Genomic DNA, 17,819 nt, shown 5'->3' with positions numbered 1-17,819 from the left:
GACGGTAGACGACTCGCCGGTGAACGTGGTAGACGACGCGGTCGGGACAGGCGCGGATGCCGGTTCGGAGGCGTTTCTCGAATGGCAGTTCGGGGACCTCGACGGCGACGGCCGAGACCTCGGCGGCGGTGGCGGTGGCGGCGCCAGCAGCGGCGACGGCAGCGGCGACGGCGACGGGTGGCTGCCGGGGTGGGCGCCCTACGCGGCGGCTGGTATCGTGGCGCTGGTCGTGCTGGTCGTGCTGACTCCATACGCCCGACTCGGGGCGGAGGTGGCTAGCTGACGATGACCGAGACGGTCGTGTTCGGTCTCGACGTGGTGCAGTTCGTGACGACCGTTTCGGCGTTCGTGACGACGGCGATGGTCTCGTATATCGCCCTGAAGGTGCGGCAGGCGGCCAACGAGGTGCTTACAACTATCGAGGCGAACAGGCGGCGCTCACAGCGCCACAAGCGCGTTATCTTCGGAGACGAGGGTATCCCCGGCTTGGTCGACCGAGTGAGCTACGTCGAGGAGGAGACCGATGCTTGAGGCCATCGCCGAGGCGGCGCCGTCGACGGGAACGCTGGCGCTGGTCGTGTTGGCGTTCCTTGCCGGGGCGACGGCCCCGACGTACTACGCACAGGAGCGATTACGAGGATTCGGGCGGGCCGTGGCTTCGAGGTTGCCGTACAAACCGCCGGCTGGAATGGAGACCGGCGAGGCGATGGAGGCGGCGACCCAGGCGGCGGTCGAACAGCAGACTATCGAGGAAGACGAGAACGCCGAGCGGTGACCTGTCGGAGAACACTGCAATTTTCGACATCCGTTTATTCAACTCTTCATGCCGTGTTCTGCAGCGGTCAGTGCAGTTCATGTAGTTAGCGTAAGGTGGTGAGAGTGAAGATGGCAAGGAGGACAAATGCAATAGCAATCGCGGGCCAGAAAGCAAGTCCTGCCTCAAAAACGAGTGAGGCTATCCAAGATAAAAGGGCCGCAGTAGTAATCAGAAAGCAGACAGCGAGTAAGACTCCACCGACGATTGCTCCGACTTTCCCAGTCGGTTCGTCTGGGCGACGAGCCTGCGAAGGGGAATTGTCGTCGGACACTCGCCGGAAAAGGCAGCCTGTCTCACAATAAACCGTCGAAACCACCGTCTAAGAGGTCGCTTGATGTGCAGCACTATTGACCGCCTCTTCCAGCGTGGATTGTCTGGAAACTTCTATAATCGACTTATTATAGAACCCGATTAGATTTCCTCGATTCTCCACCCATATCGGCCTTGACCCGGACCAACCACCGAAAGAACTAGACGGATAGCCCTGTAAATCCGATTATGGTCCGACTCGACGACTCGGACGACGTGACGAAGTGTTGGCTCTCGCCGGACGAACTCGACAGGCTCGAACGCACCGCTGGTCGGAACGGGTGGACCCGCGAGGTCGCCGTGCAGTTGATGGGTCGGTGTGGTCTCCGGGCGTCGGAAGTGAACTATCCCGGCGACGAACACCTACGCTGGTCGGATGACGGAGATGTGTGGCTCTTCGAAGTCAAAGGGAAGAACACGAAAGGCGGTGAGCCGAAGCTACGGGATGCGTGGATGCCCGAAGACGTGGCCGACGATGTACACAAGTACAGCCGAGAGCGCGGGCTGGGCGCGTCAGAGGCGTGGGTCGACGCTTCGACGCCATCCGTACGTCGGTGGGTGAAGGAAGCCGCGCAGACTGTCGCTGAGGAGACTGACGACGAACGGTGGTCGGAAGTGTCGAGCCACGACCTCCGACGCTCGTGGGCGACGTACCACCTCGTCGAGCGGCAGGTCGACGTGCGGACGATGATGTCTATCGGTGGGTGGTCGGATTACTCCGCTATCGAGCCGTATCTTGCCGAGCCGACTGAGAAGCGAATTGGCGAGGCTATGGAAACATGACTTAACTGACGGACTCTATCCCGATCATGTTGGTAGCGGATGCACAGTTTTAGTGTGCAGGTGGAGGGAAGCCAAATTAATAAGGCCGAATAGATGTAAGGTCAGATGAGATATCAAAATCTTATGACTCAGCATCTATTGGGATTTTTTGCTACTCTAATTGCAACTCTTATCGGTGTATATATCGCCTTTTATTTAGAACGTATCGCGGAGAAAAGGAACCAACAAAGGCAAATTGCAAATTATCTTGAAAGCCTAAATAAAGAGCTGAAACTAAACAAGTCGATTACAAATGGGAACTTCGAAGTCCTATCGAATTTACAAGATTCTGGTAGCTCAGATACATATTATAGTTTAGAGCCTTACAATACCGATGCTTGGGATGCAGCTATCCAAGGTCAAATTATTGAATCAATAAGTTCAGAGGTTCATGGAGACTTACAAGAGATATATTCAGATATCCGATCTACGAATGAATTGATTCGGAGGATAAGAGTAGAATCATTGCAGCCTGAAGTTGGAGAATCTGAGTCAAAGGGGGAGATCGAGATAGATAGAAGAACAATCACAGTTCAGCACTGGGATGACAATACTGAGTCAATACGTGAAGTTGGTTTGGCAGAGTTAATCTCCAGGAAAGCCAACGCTTTGGGGATGTCTGTAGACAGGGTCTTACCAAAATTGGAGGAAGAGTTAGATCAAATTCAGAACTTCGACGACAGAGATGAATCAGCACCAAATGAAGCAAGAATTGGCTACAATACTGATGCTTACAAACTGTGGACGAACAGAGGGAAAAATTAGCGAGGCCGTCTATTTGCTAACATCAATTCCGAAGTCACGTCATGGCTAGTTGATTCAATCGTCAGACCACCTGATTCATGGATCGATAATTCCACGTTTGTAGAACTTATGCCCGAGAGGAACGTGGTTATAGGGTTGATATTGAATTTGTATTCAAATTCTTTTGTATCATCCAATCCATCTAGATCTTTCATTACCTCCCCCGCACCAACCACTCTATCAGATACAGATAACCAAAATTCACCGTCTTCAACTCTCATTGCTACAACTGGAGCTATGCTTTCCATCATTTTCAACTGTCTTTGAAAAGCATTAACCTCAATCGTGCCAATCCTGAATGAATCATTTACAGATACTTGCTGTTGGAACTCTGATTCATGAAAGAGGGGAAGAGTGAATTCTGATGGCGTTGAGAACCACGAATCAGAGAGAGATACTATGAAATCGTCAAACTCAAACTCGATCTCGACAAAGTCATTATCTGCATTATTTATCAACTTATAGAACGTCTCTGAGGTGAACACAAGCTCTCGCCGGTTATCTACATCAACTGTCGTATGATCTCCATCGTAGATAGTATGGAGAACTTGTAAACTATTCATCGAACGAACATAGATCTCCACATAATCCTCTGGATGACAAACTAAATTGATATCCATTGGGATATCATCGTCACCTCTAACAGTATCATATAGGCTCTTTATGATATTTTCAATGATATCACAAGGGGCTTCAATTTTTGTTGTCATTAATCAGTCACCCAATCCTAGTTCGTCTTTGATTCTTTCCAGAATTCGACTTCTGTATCGTGATTCATCCACGAATCGCTTCTCTTCCCACCGATATTCGTCATCACCGATTGGTTCAATTAAATCGAATCTGAAAATCATGGTGTGTAGGTATTCCTCCCAGTGCTCACCCTCGCGCTCTTTTCGGGGTAAGTGGGCCAATAATGGTGGATCAATATCTATCATAAAACCATCAACATCATTGAAGCTGAACTCGTGAATTTTTTCGCGTGAACAGCTTCTGACCAATCTATCAATAAATTCAAATTTTAGAATGGATGGATTCGTGTCTCGCGTATATCTGAGGGTATCACGTCCATCTGGATAAGGACGAAGCCCATCAGAAATGATTCCCTCCAGAGTCGCGTTGGAATGTGTTCCACATTCTTTGGAGATCTCCTTGGAGGAATCGAAATTGATACTCCAAATAATTATTTCACGTTCATTGGCAATCCTTAGAAGATCTTCTTCATTCGCAATGAATTTGGTTTTTGGTATGATTGCGACTGTTTCTTGGATGTTCGGGGTGAAGTCCCTATCATACAACTCCAGAAACTCAGATATCGAATCCTCATCGATATTGTGATATGGTTGAATTTCTTCTAACTCTTCAACGACTGATTGCTCATTTACGCCACATACTCCGAAGTGCTGAGCGTCGCCCATCTCTCCATAGGCGAGTAAATCAGGAGTGTATTTCTCGTTATCATCGTAGTAAATTGGATCAGGAAAACCAGAATAACCCTCATCGCACAACTGATAATTCCACTTGATTGCAGTGTCATATAGTGTGTATAACTGGCTCAAGATGAGGGTGTGATCATCTACCCAACCCCCACTTGGTGAAATTGAAGCCGCCATTATTCAACCTCCAAATCCGGCATAGATTCGACAATGGAATACCTCACACGGGAATCGAATTTTTCTTTGAGCTTTCTAAAGAGATATACTAATGAGGTAACCTCACCTGCGAGAGGTTCTATGAAAAGACACGCATTTCCGCCTTCTTCGGTGAATAGGACTCTGAACTCGCTACCATCAAATGAGAGTTCAGTTCTAGAAACGAATGTTAGGTTATTCCGTATCTGTACTGTTCCATGAATTTCTGCATCTGACTGACCTACCGTTAGTAGATTAGATAGAGTAATACTGGCTTCTTCATTGAACTGCTTTTCATGGAAATTGATCTTGAGAACTTTCCCCGGAGAATATCGATCTAACTCTTTAATGCCAGAATCATGTTGAATATATTCTCGATGAGGAACCGCCTGCTGAAATTCTTCATAAATATCATTATTCGACTCTAACTTTTCGAACAGGTCAAATGTGGCTTCAGCCTCTCCCGTTCTATGGATGACTTGCCCTCCCTGGTGGACTGTGACCTTGGATTTGGGAGTTTCAGCTTGAACGCCCCCATCACGAACAGCTCTTCCCTCGCCAGGCTTGTATGTAAACTTGGATTTAGAAATTTCTGATTTATCAAGAAGTTCTTTCTGAACTCCCTCTTGGAGGGCATCATCTACCATCCATTGTGGGGTTTTTAGATTGAATTCGATTTCTTGTTGAACAAATTCTTCTATATTCTCATTATAATAATCTCGTAACTCATCTGGAATGTCTGAAGTCCGTTCGTAAATATAGTAAGGGTCCCACCTGCGTTCAATATTTACATTTGAATCTTCGGGACTATTCTTTTTATATATGTCATCAATTACTTCTGTTTGGACCCATACATCCAGAATCCAACCGCACTTTTTCGGCAAGTTGGATATTCTATTTCTATAGTTCTTGTTCAAAGAGCTAGTATGGACGATCAGCCACCGACCATAGGGAAGTTCTGTGAATAAAATCGCTTCATCATTAATTCTTGAGACAATAATCGGATGCTCATTTATCTGAATCTTCTCGCTAATTTCTTCAGACTCAAAGTCATGGACTATTGAGTAACTGTCTGGATTGAGGTGATCTTCAATAAGCCCCTCTACCCTGCTTTTGGTTAATGATTTTGAAGAGTGAAATTGAGAAAGATATATGTTTTTTCCATCCTCTATGTCTTCCTCAAAATAGGCCCTAATTGAATCTTTAATATCTATTTTTAACGACATGGATGGTAATTAAGTGGGAATTTTAAATGGGAGGCATATAATGATTTTCCTACTTATATTCTCCGATTTCAACAAGGAGTGACCGTATTACAAACAAGATTTAATGATATATTCGCCTACTGTGTCTTAGTCTTGAAACTAAGCGGAATGTATCTGCAGTCATGGGAATATTAAACGGCCTGTGGATTTGGCCTAGGTTGGTGCTGAGCGTCTAGTTCACCAGCGAGGTACATCTGCCCCTCTCTCGTTAATTCATACATCGTACTGTCCTCGAAAATCGGAGCAACCAACCCCGCGTAGGTGAGCATTCGAAGCCTCTCGTAGGAACGCCCTTTAGAGGCGTTCATCCGCATAGTCCGCTCAATGTGGCGGGCGGTCGCCCATCCTTCGCGTTTGAGTAATTCCATTATTCGCTCGTCAAGGTTGCACATCCATTCGGCGGGCTGCCGCTCGCTCATATCTCACCGGGTTCCTCGCCTGCTGTTGGCCCGCCGTTCTCCTCAATACTATTGTCGAGGTAGACGTGGTTTTCGGCGTCGTATTCGCCATCGAGGTACGCCTCCCCTTCATCCGTAATGACGTAAACGCCGTTGCCGAGGTCGCGGAGAAGACCGTGCTCCGCCAATTTAGAGCATCGACGTGAAACGTGAGTTTTGCTTACCCTCACGTTTTCTTTTTCGGTTAATGCACCGACTCTCCCACCTTCTTCGGCCCGGATATGCTCTAGGATGCGGTCATCCCATATGGTCATCCACGTCCCCGGTTGTCTCATTAACTACTCTAAAGGGTCCAAAGTGCGTAATAGTCAGTAAAATGCCTGATTGAGAACAGCGTAACCTATATGTAACAACGTTCCTTTGTGGATGATGCGAGCCGACGACTCGGTTGAAGATGACTCTGTAGGCGGTGTGAGGAACGGGCCGCGCGCCAACGCGGCCCGAGAAGTCGGTTCCAGGAAGGCAACTATGCTCGCTGGAACCAACGCGGGGCCGGAAAGCCCCGAACGAACAGACGAAACGCCTCTTGAAAACGCTGACGACGTGCGGTGTGCCTGCGGCCGCGTGGCCGACGGTCTCGACGCCCGCGACGGCAAGCCGACCTGTGAGCGGTGCGCTCGACTGGCTTCTACGGTCGGTTACGTCCAGACCGGCTCTGAGCCACGACCCGATGACGGAGGGAACCGATGAGCCTCACGCAATTCGGCTTCTGTCCGAACTGCGAACGTCGACGGGAGTTGGTGATGACTTCGCCCGGCTCTGTTTCCTGCCACGACTGCGGGGCTGTCGACGTCTTCGAAAGCCGCGAGAAGTACGAGGAGCAAGTATGAGACGGGCGACCGTTGAATACTGCCCCAACTGTGGCGTCACGGTGGTCGGCGCGGCACCGGGAGATGAGTGCGGTAACTGTGGGAGCGTGGTGCTCGATGGGTGACGACCTCCAACCGCTGACGCCGAGCGAGGGGGTCGAGCGGTTCCTTACCCACCGGAAACCCTCGGTCCGAAAGTCGACGCTCCAGAACGCACGGACACGGCTGAACTACTTCCTGAAGTGGTGCAGTGAGCAGTCCGTCGACAATCTGAACACACTCAGTGGCCGGGATTTGGCCGACTTCGTCGCGTGGCGACAGTCACAGATCTCGCCCGTCACCCTTCAGAAGCAACTCAGTACGATTCGGCAGTTCCTCCGATGGGCAGCCGATATCGAGGCCGTAAGCGAGGGCCTTGCCGAGAAGGTCCATGCGCCCGAACTTCCTGACGGCGCCGAAAGTCGAGACGTACAGCTACCGTCATCCCGTGCCGAGCCGATAGTCGAGTACCTGGACCGCTACGAGTTCGCCAGTCGAAAGCACGTCGTCATGCTGTTACTTTGGCGGACGGGGATGCGTCGCGGGGCGCTTCGTGCCCTCGACGTGGACGATCTCAAACACGATGACCATGCGATTTCTATCCATCACCGACCCGAGCAGGGAACCGGACTGAAGAACGGAGCAGACGGTGAGCGGTGGGTCTACCTCGGCCCGCAACCCTTCAGCATCGTTCAGGAGTACGTCGAGACGCACCGCCACGACGTGACCGACGATTACGGTCGGGAGCCACTCATTACGACCGAGTACGGCCGTGCGGCGGGAACGACTATCTACGATATCGTACATCGGGCCACCCAACCCTGCCGTTACGGGGAGTGCCCCCACGACCGCGAGCCCGAGACTTGCGAGGCTGTCGGGTCGTCAAACACACCGTGCAAATGTCCGTCCTCGAGGTCGCCCCATGCCATCCGGCGCGGAAGTATCACCGCCGACCTCAACGGCGACGTGCCTCCCGAAGTCGTCGGAGAACGAGCGAACGTCTCGCTTGATGTACTCTATGAGCACTACGACGCCCGAACGCCTCGCGAGAAGATGGATGTCCGCAGACAACACTACCAACGATGAGCAACCGAAACTCTACCCGAGTCAGAAGCACCGCGAGAACGAGTAAAAACTCGCATACGGCGCGGGGAAAGACCTACCCGGCGAGTCCATACACGCCATTCGTCTTCTCGAACTATCCGGATTTCACGCCGTAGCGACGGCCACTCGCCACTCTGCTTTTCGATTCACCGAGTAAGAAACTCGGTTTCTAATCGAATTACCAACGGTCGTTCTTCCGGCCCTGTTCTCTCCGGCGATTTCATCGAAGGAAACAGGGGTGTTTCGGCGTGAGTCCGCAGCTAGACCTCACGGACTTCGAGCGCGACGAAGACCTCTCGATCCTTACTGATGCCGAGCGGGAGGTCTACACCGCTGTCGAGCACGACGGTGTCGGTATTCGGCAGTTAGCCCGGTGTACCAATCGCCGACCGGGTACTGTCGGGAACCTGCTGAAGCGGGCCCGACTTCGACTCGACGACCGCGACGAGGAGGTGTCGGCGACGTGGTGACCCGTATTGAACGGGGCACGATCCGCATATGCGCGCTAGCGGGCGCCATCGCTCCCTTTGGGGCGAGAGAGTGGACCCACCGCGGGGAGCCCACAGTCGCCGCTGTCGTCCTTCTCTCGGGTGTTGTATGTCTCGTTGCTGGATACGCTGTTTTGAGCCACAAGAGCCGATGAACACGCAGTTCATCGAGACAGCGTGGCACGAAGGCGATGTAAATCTCGTCTTCGACGACCGCGGAGCCTGCTGTAGCCACGGGCTCGAACCGTTCTATGCGGCCGAGCGGATCGTCCGCGAAAACGACGGGTCCAAGCGCTCCCGCTGTTCGGTTGGAGAGTACACTTTCTCGCTGAAGTTGTACTACCAGAACTCCGGGATCGGGTCACTGAATCATCCGTCGTCAGATCTCGATACCATTCGAGAGTTCCGCATCTCGTGGGAAGTTCTCGACGAGGATGACGACGTAGGTCAGCGGTCGGGGAATATCCATATCGCCCCACGAACCCCGAAGATGACCGACCACAGCGGGAATATCATCTCAACGCCGAAGGACCTAACCGGAGTGAACTGCCGGGTGCTCGGCAGTAACTTCCCAATGCCGAAGTACGGCGAACTGCTGCATCGAGCGACTGAAGCTCTTGGTTTCGATTCAAGGTACTTCGACCCAAAACGGGTTCACCAAGCCTACAGTAACATCCAAGACGCCGCTCGATACATCCGACTGATTCGAGGTGAGTCAGGGCCGATTCATGCCGTCGACGGTGTACTGGCGCGGGTGTCGAACCTACTGGCGAACGACCGCGAAGGCTACCGAAAGCACGTCGCCGACGACACGGAAGCGCCCGGCTACTATCACACGGCGACGATTGGGCCGAAGCGTGCGAGTGAACTTGTCGACCAGCATCACTTGCCGAAGGAAATCAAGCACTACCTGCCGAGGGAAGCAGACAGTCTTGACCCGGGAGACCCGGTTTACCATCCGAAAGTCGAGGTGTCACTACAAGCTTCCAGACTCGACGGTATGGTTCAGTGGGAGGAAAGAGATCGCGTCGCCCGGGAACTCGACGAGACACTTTTGAACGTGCTCCGGTGGGAGGGGTATCCGGTCACCGACGAGGAGATCGAGGGCGACGACCGCGACGGTGGTCCGCCCCCTGGTGGCCGCGGTCCATACGTCGAAGACGAGTACTTTCTCGCAGAGTCTGAGCGACGACAGCGGCGATTGCTCGATGACCCGACACCGGAGCTGAAGAACCGGCAAGAGAACCTCGTAATGAAGCACGTCGTCGGCGGGTTCGAAGACAGCGACGCTGATGTGCTCGATATGTTGGTCTCCGACGGCGGTGAGGTATCGCCGAAGGATATCGCGGACGAACAGGGCTGGCACATTGAGACAGTGTATCGGGCTATCGACCGGCTCAAAGACCTCGTGGAACACCACTACGGAGAGTTGTCGCTTCGGTCCCATCACATCGCCGAGAAGGTGACCGAAGCGGTTCAGCACGCCCGAGAGCACGCCGAAGATGCCGCCGAGACGCTGGCGAAGTCTCTCGAGCGGACGGTCGGTCTCGATGTAGCGAACGACGCTCTGGTGGAGTGGGTTGACCGTTTCGGCGTTGAGGTGAAGGACCGACGGGATGCCCAGCTGGTGCTTCGATTCGGTAGGGTTGAGATGACTCGGAACGATTTCGTCGTCGTGTTGACGAATGGCCTCTACGAATGGGCCCGGGCCGGGTGGGACCGAGAGCGATTCCTGAACGCGGAAGTTGACGTGCGACTTCGAGACGGCGATTTGCAGATGCGGGCGGGCGACGTGCTACACTGACGCCCGACGGCCGAGAGGCATCACTGTCGTTCTGTTTGTGACTGGAATTCATAACCTTCCCGAGAGGGCTCAAGCGGCCGGTTTCTGTTTTTGACCTACTTTTCGGGTGGAGTCTGCGGACCCTCCAGACCGGGTGGTCGAGCCGATCTCAACAGGGAGAGCGGCCGCGAATTTCGGGGTGACCCCTTGGATTCGCTGTTAGGGGTGTGGATAAGTCCACACAATCCAAAATACAGACAGCAATCCACCAGAAACGCACTCGAAACGTCACTTGAAGCCACGCAGCAATTGAAAATTCAGGATTAGTTGTGGGCAATTGCGTCTTTTAGTAGGTTGATTAGCTCCTTGATTTGATCGGCTTCATCATCTGGGAGATCGGCGTCCGCCAGCCAAGAGTCAAGATTGCTGAAATTCCATGACAAATCGAGATTCTGTTGACAGAGTGAGCGATATTCAGCCTCGACTTCATCAAAATCTCGATTTTGTAAGATATTGATAATTAAAAAGAATAGCATACTGAGTGCCTTTTGACCGGGGGAGTTACTCAGATTTTGCATCTCTCGAACGTCCTGACGCGCTGCTCGGAGATCTCCTCTGATAAGCTGCACTTCACCCCTATTTTGATATGCAGAAAGATTGTCGGGGTTAAGTTCGATGGCCTGGTTGAAATCCTCTATAGCTCCTTGGTAATCATTGAGGTTGCTCTTGGCAATTCCGCGATAAAAATATCCAGCTACGTGTTCGGAGTCGAGGTCAATTACTTGGCCGAAGTCTTCGATAGCACCCTCGTAGTCCTCCAGAACGTTCTTCATACTCCCCCGCTGAAAATAGGCAGCTACGTCTTCGGGGTTGTGTTTGATTGCTTGGCTGAAATCTTCGATAGCACCCTCGTAGTCCTCCAGATTGCTCTTCGCGACCCCACAATGATAAAAAACAGCTGTGTTTTCGAGGTCAAGCTCGACGGCCCGGTCGAAGTCCTCGAGAGCACCCTTGTGGTCATTCAGGCTGCCCCTCGCGACCCCCCGACGATGGTAAGCGCCTGCGTTTTCGGGGTCAAGTTCGATAGCCCGGTTGAAGTCCTCAATGGCTCCTTCGTAGTCATTCTGGATACCTTTCACAATCCCACGATAATAATAAGCAGATACGTTTTCTGGATCGAGTTTGATTGCTCGGCCGAAATCTTCGAGAGCACCTTCGTAGTCCTTCAGATTACTCTTTGCAAGCCCAAGCCCACGGTACGCTTTCGCATATTTTGGATTCAGGTTACTGGCTGCCTGAAACTGGCTCTGCGCAATCCTGTGGTACCCCCTATTACCAAACACTATACCAGCGCTCTGGTGGACCTCTGCGCGTGTCGATTCCGGCACACACGCCTCAATATGTTCTACCAGTAACTCCGACAACTGGTGGGCGTCATCGTCGGCATTCGCGTTTACAGCTTCAAGCTGAGTATCGTGGATAATATAAAGCGTCTCAAGTCCGACAAGTTCTGCGCCGAAGATAGTGAGCCATTGTCGATTACGAAGTGCCTCCACTGCAGGGCGAAATCGGCTCCGATCACCTCCAAGTAAGCTCCGATAGACCACTCTAACGAGTTTGGCGTACAGTGGAACGTTGATGTCGTACAACAATTTCATCGCCACCAGTACATCCCACTCGGCGGGAGCAACATCTCGTAGACTGTCGTATTGCCGTTGCCAGATATCTTCGACCTCCTTGGCGAGGCTCTCGACATCGTCCACCGTCAGACGATTGCCAGTCGTTACGAATACAGTCTCAATGTAGATTGGTGCGGATTTTGTGTCCTCAATACGACTAACGAGTGCGTCGCGAGCAGCTTCCTCAAGCGTTACTTCATACTGGTCAGCCATCGCATCGGCCATCTCTTTTAAACGGGTCGTATCTATTTCACCAACGAGGAGGGGCTCATAGTCACTCCAGAGGCTCTTGTCATTCGTAAAGTCAGCAGGCAGATTGCCGGGGACATCGTCAAGCCGTCCCGACCGAGCTTCGAGCAATGTATACAATTCATAACCTTGCTCGTTGAGGCCGTGGGTGAGTTCGCGGAGGGTTCGCTCTAGGACACGATTCTCGCCGGCTTCGTCGACACGGTGGACATCTTCCCATACTAGCAGCACGTCACCGTCGAAGGACTGGTGTGCTAATCGTCGAGCATCGGCGGGGTCAAGCATCCGTGTCTCTGGGACTAGCACGTGAGCGACAGCCTCATCGGGGAGCCGTCGGATCCACTCAGCGATGATTCGGCTCTTGCCGGCACCGGAGGGGGCAAGGACAAAATAGCGATTAACCGTAGGTCGGTCGGGTACCTCGGGACGATCAACGAAGGACACGGAATCTTCTGGAAGCAGGATGTCTAAGACTGCGTCGCGACTGGTAGGAAAGTCGTACAGTCCATACGGTTGGCGCTTGGCAAGGTGTTCGAATGCCTCACGTATCGTCGTTAGTTGTTCGCGAATATTCAAATCCAACTCCGATTGCAAACGGCGTCGGAGACGATCGTCGCCGTCAATGCGTTCATGGAAGGCTGCGACAGCAGCCGCGTATTCGTCAGCTAATATCTCTCGGAGTTCGGCCTCGGCTGTTTCTCCAAGATCAACATCCTCATGCCCAATGATTTCACTGACAAGCCAATCGATGGCCGAATCCTCGCTCTCGAAGACAACGGTTCCGGTATCGATATCGCCGGCGATGACATCCCAGTTAACCGCCAGACCGTAGAGTTCAACGCTGTCGATTTCTTCAGCACGCTTCTGGAGGCGCTTGCCGAGTGCATCGTTGAATTCAGTGGAAATCGGCCCAAGTGCCTCGGAAAAGCGCTTCTTGCGCTGGAGTTCGACAGCCTGCTGGCGGACCGCCTCGGAGGCACCAACGGATTTGTCGGCCAAGATACCGGCGATTACCCCAGCCACCAGTGACATGATTACTATACTCCTTGTGAACTATTAACTCTTAGAGCCAATCTTCTCGCACACCTGTGACCTTCCATCCCCCGCAGTTGCCCGTCGAGAAACACCTCTCCCCGTATATGGCCACGAACCGGACCCGGTTCGTGGCCATATTCCAGAGCGGCGGCGACCGGTGAACCGATGAGATCGGGATTGTAGTGAGAATACTGATCGAAATCGGGCCAAATGTCCTGTTGAGTAACCCGAGAATTCTAGGAATTCCGTGCCGTGGCCACAACCATGGGTACCGACATCCCCAAACAGGTCCGAATCCGCACTGATCCCGAGGCCGACCTCGGCCATCGCTACGAGTCTATCGAGCAAGCCGCCGACTTCTACGGTGTCTCAAAGACGAAGGCTGTCGTCTTCGCCTGTCATGACATCCGTCAGCTCGTCGACGGCGTCGAAACCGTTCTCTCACGAGATGACCTGACTCCAAACCAGAAAGCCGAGATCGCAGAAATCTTTGCTGCACGCGGGGTTGAGGTAACCGTCGACGAAACTGTGTCAATGGGTTTTAATGAATAGATTCCAGAAACGTGGTTCACTGTTTATTGGCGCTGATTGGGCGAACCCTCATAATCCAAGGCCTATCTGTAGGAAATTCTGCATTTTGATGGCGTAGAAAGTAGTAAATATCACTCTCCAAATATTGTTCTGTGGAAATACTTGGCTCAATACTCTCTGGTGCAATTGGTGGATTTGCTGCTACCTCAATGGGATCGATTGCCGTTCAGAAATATAAACAACCTGTCATAGAATTCAATGATGGAGTAGTCAAGAAAGGTTCGTCACCCTACGATGGGAGGAATGAAACCGCCGAATATGATGTTCAGATTCAGAACACTGGTCGCTCCGTAGCGACGAACTGCAAGCCTCGGATTATTCTCGAAGGGACTCACGATACCACGGTTAATGAGCCGTTCATGGCCGAAGACGGGTGGGAGGTTGATGAAGTCGATGTTACGAAAGAATATACTATAAACGTCGTTCCAGAGTGGACTGAAGAGTCTTCAAATCGCATTGACATCAATCAGGATGAATATGCGAGCTTTCGTCTATTTAAAGCCAGCAAAGAATCTGTGGGTCCAGAAGTCCACGAAAAAATACGATTTGGCACGGTTCTACCTGAAGATAAGATGGCAGAAAAGGATGGAATCTTTTCAGAACCAATCCGTGTAGAGACTCCTCCGCCTCGTATGGACACTGAACCAAATGTTACGTATAAATCTTCAATCGGGCAAGAGATATTCAATGAGATTGACTGGGAAATAAAAAAGATCATTGTAACTTCGGCTAACTCAAAAAAGCTTGAAGCTGAACTAAATCTAGAATGGGAGGCTAGTAGCCTCCCCGAATTGTCTCTAGAATAGTAACATGGGCCTCTTGTAACTTGTTCTCCTTCCCCTATCCAATTCGCACTATCTGGTTAAATCTATTAGATGTCTTTGATACAGTAGGTAAAGTGGGACACGTTTGGATTTAGGAATCTCTCCTCAATTACCGCTAAAACACAGTGTCGATGCAAAGCTTCGTCTGCTGGCTTGAACGATGACCACCAGCGCCGTACCACGTCGTTGACGGGAGCCGACTTGCCTTCGTCATCAGCGTTCGAAGCACCTCGATACCACGACCGCGGATTCGGTAGACGACGAAACAGTAGTAGCCGTCTGCCTCCAGCAGCCGGTCGTGATACGTCCGGAACAGCCTGAACCGACCGGGCGAGCCGTTCGCTCGACGATGCATTGCACTCTTGATCTCGACTGGATTCCCGTTCCCAAACTCGGCATCGCACCACGACGTGTGAACGCCGTCGAGTCGAAGGCCGTACTTCTCGGCCGCTCGCTTCTCCGCCAGCGAGCCGTACCGTGACGCGTTGCTGCTCCGACTCATCGCGCCTCACGCGCCGCGCGCATCTTATATATAGCTCGGCGGCCGGCCACCCGCACGCGGGTCATAGCGCCGGTCGGCGCATCGCGCCGGCCGGTATGACCCACGCCTCGGGGGCGCTGGTAGTTGCCAGTCTGTCGTCGAGTCGCAGTCATGCGATTACGGCCTCGACATTGGCAAACGTCTCGGCGGCCTTGCCGCCGTCTTTGTACTCCTCATAGCGGAGTCGGACCCATTCGCGGCTGTAGCCCGCGACTTCAGCCGCCTCGCGGTTGCTAAGTCCCTGTTCTTTCGCCTTGATGGCGGTCCAGACGGCGATGTCTTTGTGGGCTTCTTCGAGGCTCTCGTCGCTGGTTTCCTCCGAATCGGCGTGTCGGTCCCAGCTCCACGTCGTCGCCTCTTTGTCGTTGTACTGCCAGTCCGTCGGCGGGATACCCGACAACTCGACGATTGGGCGTTCTCCCTTCCGATTCCGGACGCTTTCGTACACCGTCGCCCGTTTTTTCGTCTCCTTGTTGATGGCGATGGCGAGCTCCCTGATTGCCGGGTGTACGTCACCGCCGTCGTGGCCGATGATGATGAGCGATCCGCCGTACTTCCGAATCTTGTAGGCGAGTACACCGAGTTTCTGTGCGGTCTCGTAGCCGTCCTTCCCTCGCCCCGACGCGTTGCTCGATGCCTCGTCGAAGATGAACAACTTCGGCGTAGCTTCCCCACGGAGTGCGGCATCTTCGTCGGCTTTCATCCAGCGGTCAAGGTCACCGTAGTTGCGGCACCACTCGTCTTTCTGTTCGAGTGTTCGAACGTTGGTGCCGACTTCGCCGTCGGGGTGATGTCGTTTCCACAACTGGGCGAGTAGAAACGCGAAGTTCGTCTTCCCTGTACCTGGTTCGGCCCACATGTAAGCCATGAACGCCGGCCGGGTGACGATGTCTCGAAGCCGCTGGAGCGCCTTCATCCCCGAGAGGTCCACGTCGGTATCTTGAGCCCCGACGAAGTGCCGAATGCGAATTGCATCGCCCTTCTCGACGGCGCGGGCGAAGGTCTCCGATCCCTGTGCGTAGCGCCACGACCTGGCGAGCGTGGTTTCTTCGAACATCGGGGGAGCGTCAGCGGGGAGATCGTCGTGTCGAGCGATGCGGTCGTACGCGGACCGGGCGGCGGTCAGTGCCCGACGGGTCTGTCGGTCACCGATTTCGCCCGCGTGGGGGTACACAGAGCGATTCTCTCGCTTATGCCGGCCATCTTTCCACTCTTTGGACTCCGACCCAGCCCACTCACCGCCGTCAGTCATCGGCGTTCACCTCCGAGTTGGGTGGTTCGGGCCCGATTGGGTCGCTGGCGAAGCGGCTTTCTTCGGGTTCGAGGGAGGCTTCGAACGCTGGTGGTTCCTCGTCGACGTCGAGGTCGTCGACGGCCTCGTCGATAGCGTCGGTGACGAGGCCGTCGGAGGGCATCTTTGCCTTTTCGTCGACTTCGACGTAGTCGCGGACGACCGAGTCGTGGATGTCGACGCCCATCCGCTCGATGCGAGCCAGCGCTGTAGAGGCCTCTTGAAGTCGGTCACACATCCAGCCGTACATGTCGTCGACGCGTTTTTCGGCTCGCCAGCACTCCATCGGCGTTGCCGTCACCTTCCAGATTCCCGTGACGCGAAGCGAGTCTACGTCATCGAGGTATTCGAACTCTCGAACGAGGAAGGTTCCGTCGGGGAGCTGGTAGGCTGGCGGCCCGTCTTCTTCGCGTTCCTCCCAGATGTGCCGGGGTACGTTGTGCGGGATGGCCTTCTCGTCGCTTCCAGCGTCGGCTTCGAGCACGCGGACGTAGTCGGGGCTGGGGTTAGCGATGATGTAGCCAATCGCGTAGGAAGGCATAGCGATGAGGCCAGCGGCGACAGTGAATGACAGCAGCGGCTCGGGTGGATCGGGGAGCGAGGGCTCGAAGAACAGGACGATGACGACCGCGGCGATGACCATGACCGTCAGGGGGAGTCGGAACTCGGCGAGCAGGAAGGTGAGGCGGTCTTTGTTGTTCTGGAAGGTGGGGATGTTGTTCATTCGGCCCACCCCGACGAGACTTCACCGCGTTTCTTTTTCGAGACGCGCCGGACGGCCAGCACGATCATGCCGGCAGTGGTGAGGAAGCCACCGACCCAGCCAGCGGTCGCAGAGGTGCCTTCGAAGGGGTTGTCACCTTGTTGGCCGGTGGAAATCCAAACGAAGCGGTTCTCATCGAGCGTCTCATCAGTTGTGAGCGTTAGTGCGGCTTGCCCGGATTGACGGGAGACGGCGACGAAAACCTCGGTTTGTCCCGAGGGGATGCGCTGTTGGTAGAGTCGCCCCGAACCCGCCCCTTCTTCGAATTGAACGGCTTCGGTGAGTGTGATACGCTTCGATTGGTCGGCTTCGAAGACGATGCGAAAGCCTCCACGATTATCGAGGTACTCGTATTCGACAATGCGGAGTGTGGAGTCGACTTCTTGGGCGTAGGTGGTGGCGTTCATGTCGACGCTGGGGTCGATGTCGATGCCGTTGTCGGCCTGCTGGGCGGCCGCCGGGCTCGCTGTAAGGAGCGCGATGACTACCAGCAGGGAAAGCAGGGAAAATCGGCGCATGG

At 53.5% G+C, this 17,819-nt stretch carries 21 protein-coding genes; 11 read left to right on the top strand and 10 right to left on the bottom strand.

Features of this window, described 5'->3' with window-relative positions; translation table 11 throughout:
• From GJ631_RS15055 to GJ631_RS15035, 5 genes are all read left to right on the top strand, one after another.
• On the top strand, positions 1-283 hold a 283-nt coding region (locus tag GJ631_RS15055), incomplete at its 5' end, for a hypothetical protein (RefSeq protein ID WP_231753999.1).
• 2 nt (positions 284-285) lie between these two features.
• Positions 286-531, top strand: a complete 246-nt coding sequence (locus GJ631_RS15050; RefSeq protein WP_156709940.1) for a hypothetical protein — start codon at positions 286-288, stop codon at positions 529-531.
• Complete coding sequence (locus tag GJ631_RS15045; RefSeq protein ID WP_156709939.1) at positions 524-775, top strand: hypothetical protein; 252 nt, start codon at positions 524-526, stop codon at positions 773-775. Before GJ631_RS15050 ends, GJ631_RS15045 begins: the two co-directional genes overlap by 8 nt.
• 540 nt (positions 776-1,315) lie before the next feature.
• A complete protein-coding gene (locus GJ631_RS15040) occupies positions 1,316-1,909 on the top strand; it encodes a site-specific integrase (protein ID WP_156709938.1) in 594 nt (197 codons plus the stop codon).
• Positions 1,910-2,014: 105 nt separating this feature from the next.
• Positions 2,015-2,713, top strand: a complete 699-nt coding sequence (locus GJ631_RS15035; protein WP_156709937.1) for a hypothetical protein — start codon at positions 2,015-2,017, stop codon at positions 2,711-2,713.
• Here the strand turns inward: GJ631_RS15035 and GJ631_RS15030 are convergent.
• The 5 genes from GJ631_RS15030 to GJ631_RS15010 all read right to left on the bottom strand — a co-directional run bounded on the left by GJ631_RS15030 (position 2,710) and on the right by GJ631_RS15010 (position 6,378).
• Complete coding sequence (locus GJ631_RS15030) at positions 2,710-3,462, bottom strand: hypothetical protein (RefSeq protein WP_156709936.1); 753 nt, start codon at positions 3,460-3,462, stop codon at positions 2,710-2,712. The genes GJ631_RS15035 and GJ631_RS15030 overlap by 4 nt on opposite strands.
• 3 nt (positions 3,463-3,465) lie before the next feature.
• Positions 3,466-4,362, bottom strand: coding sequence for a hypothetical protein (locus tag GJ631_RS15025; RefSeq protein ID WP_156709935.1), 897 nt, complete (start codon positions 4,360-4,362; stop codon positions 3,466-3,468).
• On the bottom strand, positions 4,362-5,606 hold the full coding sequence (locus GJ631_RS15020) for a hypothetical protein (protein ID WP_156709934.1): 1,245 nt from the start codon (positions 5,604-5,606) through the stop codon (positions 4,362-4,364). The genes GJ631_RS15025 and GJ631_RS15020 overlap by 1 nt, the downstream gene beginning before the upstream one ends.
• Before the next feature lie 170 nt (positions 5,607-5,776).
• Entirely contained in the window at positions 5,777-6,064 is a 288-nt protein-coding gene (locus tag GJ631_RS15015) for a winged helix-turn-helix domain-containing protein (protein ID WP_156709933.1), read from the bottom strand.
• On the bottom strand, positions 6,061-6,378 hold the full coding sequence (locus tag GJ631_RS15010; protein ID WP_156709932.1) for a PhiH1 repressor: 318 nt from the start codon (positions 6,376-6,378) through the stop codon (positions 6,061-6,063). Before GJ631_RS15010 ends, GJ631_RS15015 begins: the two co-directional genes overlap by 4 nt.
• 411 nt (positions 6,379-6,789) lie before the next feature.
• Between GJ631_RS15010 and GJ631_RS15005 the strand changes: the two genes are divergently transcribed.
• The 4 genes from GJ631_RS15005 (at position 6,790) to GJ631_RS14990 (ending at position 10,347) form a co-directional block, all read left to right on the top strand.
• A complete protein-coding gene (locus GJ631_RS15005; RefSeq protein ID WP_156709931.1) occupies positions 6,790-6,933 on the top strand; it encodes a hypothetical protein in 144 nt (47 codons plus the stop codon).
• 96 nt (positions 6,934-7,029) lie between these two features.
• Positions 7,030-8,037, top strand: coding sequence for a site-specific integrase (locus GJ631_RS15000; RefSeq protein ID WP_156709930.1), 1,008 nt, complete (start codon positions 7,030-7,032; stop codon positions 8,035-8,037).
• A gap of 266 nt (positions 8,038-8,303) precedes the next feature.
• Entirely contained in the window at positions 8,304-8,525 is a 222-nt protein-coding gene (locus tag GJ631_RS14995) for a sigma-70 family RNA polymerase sigma factor (protein ID WP_370518691.1), read from the top strand.
• 169 nt (positions 8,526-8,694) lie between these two features.
• Positions 8,695-10,347 carry a MarR family transcriptional regulator gene (locus GJ631_RS14990; protein ID WP_156709929.1) on the top strand — a complete coding sequence of 551 codons (1,653 nt, stop codon included), beginning with the start codon at positions 8,695-8,697 and terminating at the stop codon, positions 10,345-10,347.
• A gap of 302 nt (positions 10,348-10,649) precedes the next feature.
• Here the strand turns inward: GJ631_RS14990 and GJ631_RS14985 are convergent, their stop codons facing one another.
• Positions 10,650-13,286 (bottom strand): tetratricopeptide repeat protein, encoded by a 2,637-nt coding sequence (locus tag GJ631_RS14985; RefSeq protein WP_156709928.1) that lies wholly within the window; start codon positions 13,284-13,286, stop codon positions 10,650-10,652.
• A gap of 267 nt (positions 13,287-13,553) precedes the next feature.
• On the opposite strand from GJ631_RS14985, the gene GJ631_RS14980 reads away from it, so the two are divergent.
• Both GJ631_RS14980 and GJ631_RS14975 read left to right on the top strand, forming a co-directional pair.
• Positions 13,554-13,841 (top strand): hypothetical protein, encoded by a 288-nt coding sequence (locus GJ631_RS14980; RefSeq protein WP_156709927.1) that lies wholly within the window; start codon positions 13,554-13,556, stop codon positions 13,839-13,841.
• A gap of 131 nt (positions 13,842-13,972) precedes the next feature.
• Positions 13,973-14,686, top strand: a complete 714-nt coding sequence (locus GJ631_RS14975; RefSeq protein WP_156709926.1) for a hypothetical protein — start codon at positions 13,973-13,975, stop codon at positions 14,684-14,686.
• Between the two features lie 133 nt (positions 14,687-14,819).
• Here GJ631_RS14975 and GJ631_RS14970 read toward each other — a convergent pair whose 3' ends face one another.
• The 4 genes from GJ631_RS14970 to GJ631_RS14955 all read right to left on the bottom strand — a co-directional run bounded on the left by GJ631_RS14970 (position 14,820) and on the right by GJ631_RS14955 (position 17,817).
• Complete coding sequence (locus GJ631_RS14970; RefSeq protein WP_156709925.1) at positions 14,820-15,206, bottom strand: hypothetical protein; 387 nt, start codon at positions 15,204-15,206, stop codon at positions 14,820-14,822.
• A gap of 148 nt (positions 15,207-15,354) precedes the next feature.
• Positions 15,355-16,497, bottom strand: coding sequence for an ATP-binding protein (locus GJ631_RS14965; RefSeq protein ID WP_156709924.1), 1,143 nt, complete (start codon positions 16,495-16,497; stop codon positions 15,355-15,357).
• Positions 16,490-17,260: a hypothetical protein gene (locus GJ631_RS14960; RefSeq protein ID WP_156709923.1), complete on the bottom strand. Its 771-nt coding sequence runs from the start codon at positions 17,258-17,260 to the stop codon at positions 16,490-16,492. Before GJ631_RS14960 ends, GJ631_RS14965 begins: the two co-directional genes overlap by 8 nt.
• Positions 17,257-17,817 (bottom strand): hypothetical protein, encoded by a 561-nt coding sequence (locus GJ631_RS14955; RefSeq protein WP_156709922.1) that lies wholly within the window; start codon positions 17,815-17,817, stop codon positions 17,257-17,259. Before GJ631_RS14955 ends, GJ631_RS14960 begins: the two co-directional genes overlap by 4 nt.
• Positions 17,818-17,819: the final 2 nt, after the last annotated feature.

Origin of the sequence: Natronomonas sp. CBA1123 (assembly GCF_009741925.1) — an archaeon.
Lineage (GTDB): Archaea > Halobacteriota > Halobacteria > Halobacteriales > Haloarculaceae > Natronomonas.
The sequence above is the reverse complement of the archived record's forward strand: the minus strand, read 5'-3'. Positions and strand labels throughout refer to the sequence as shown.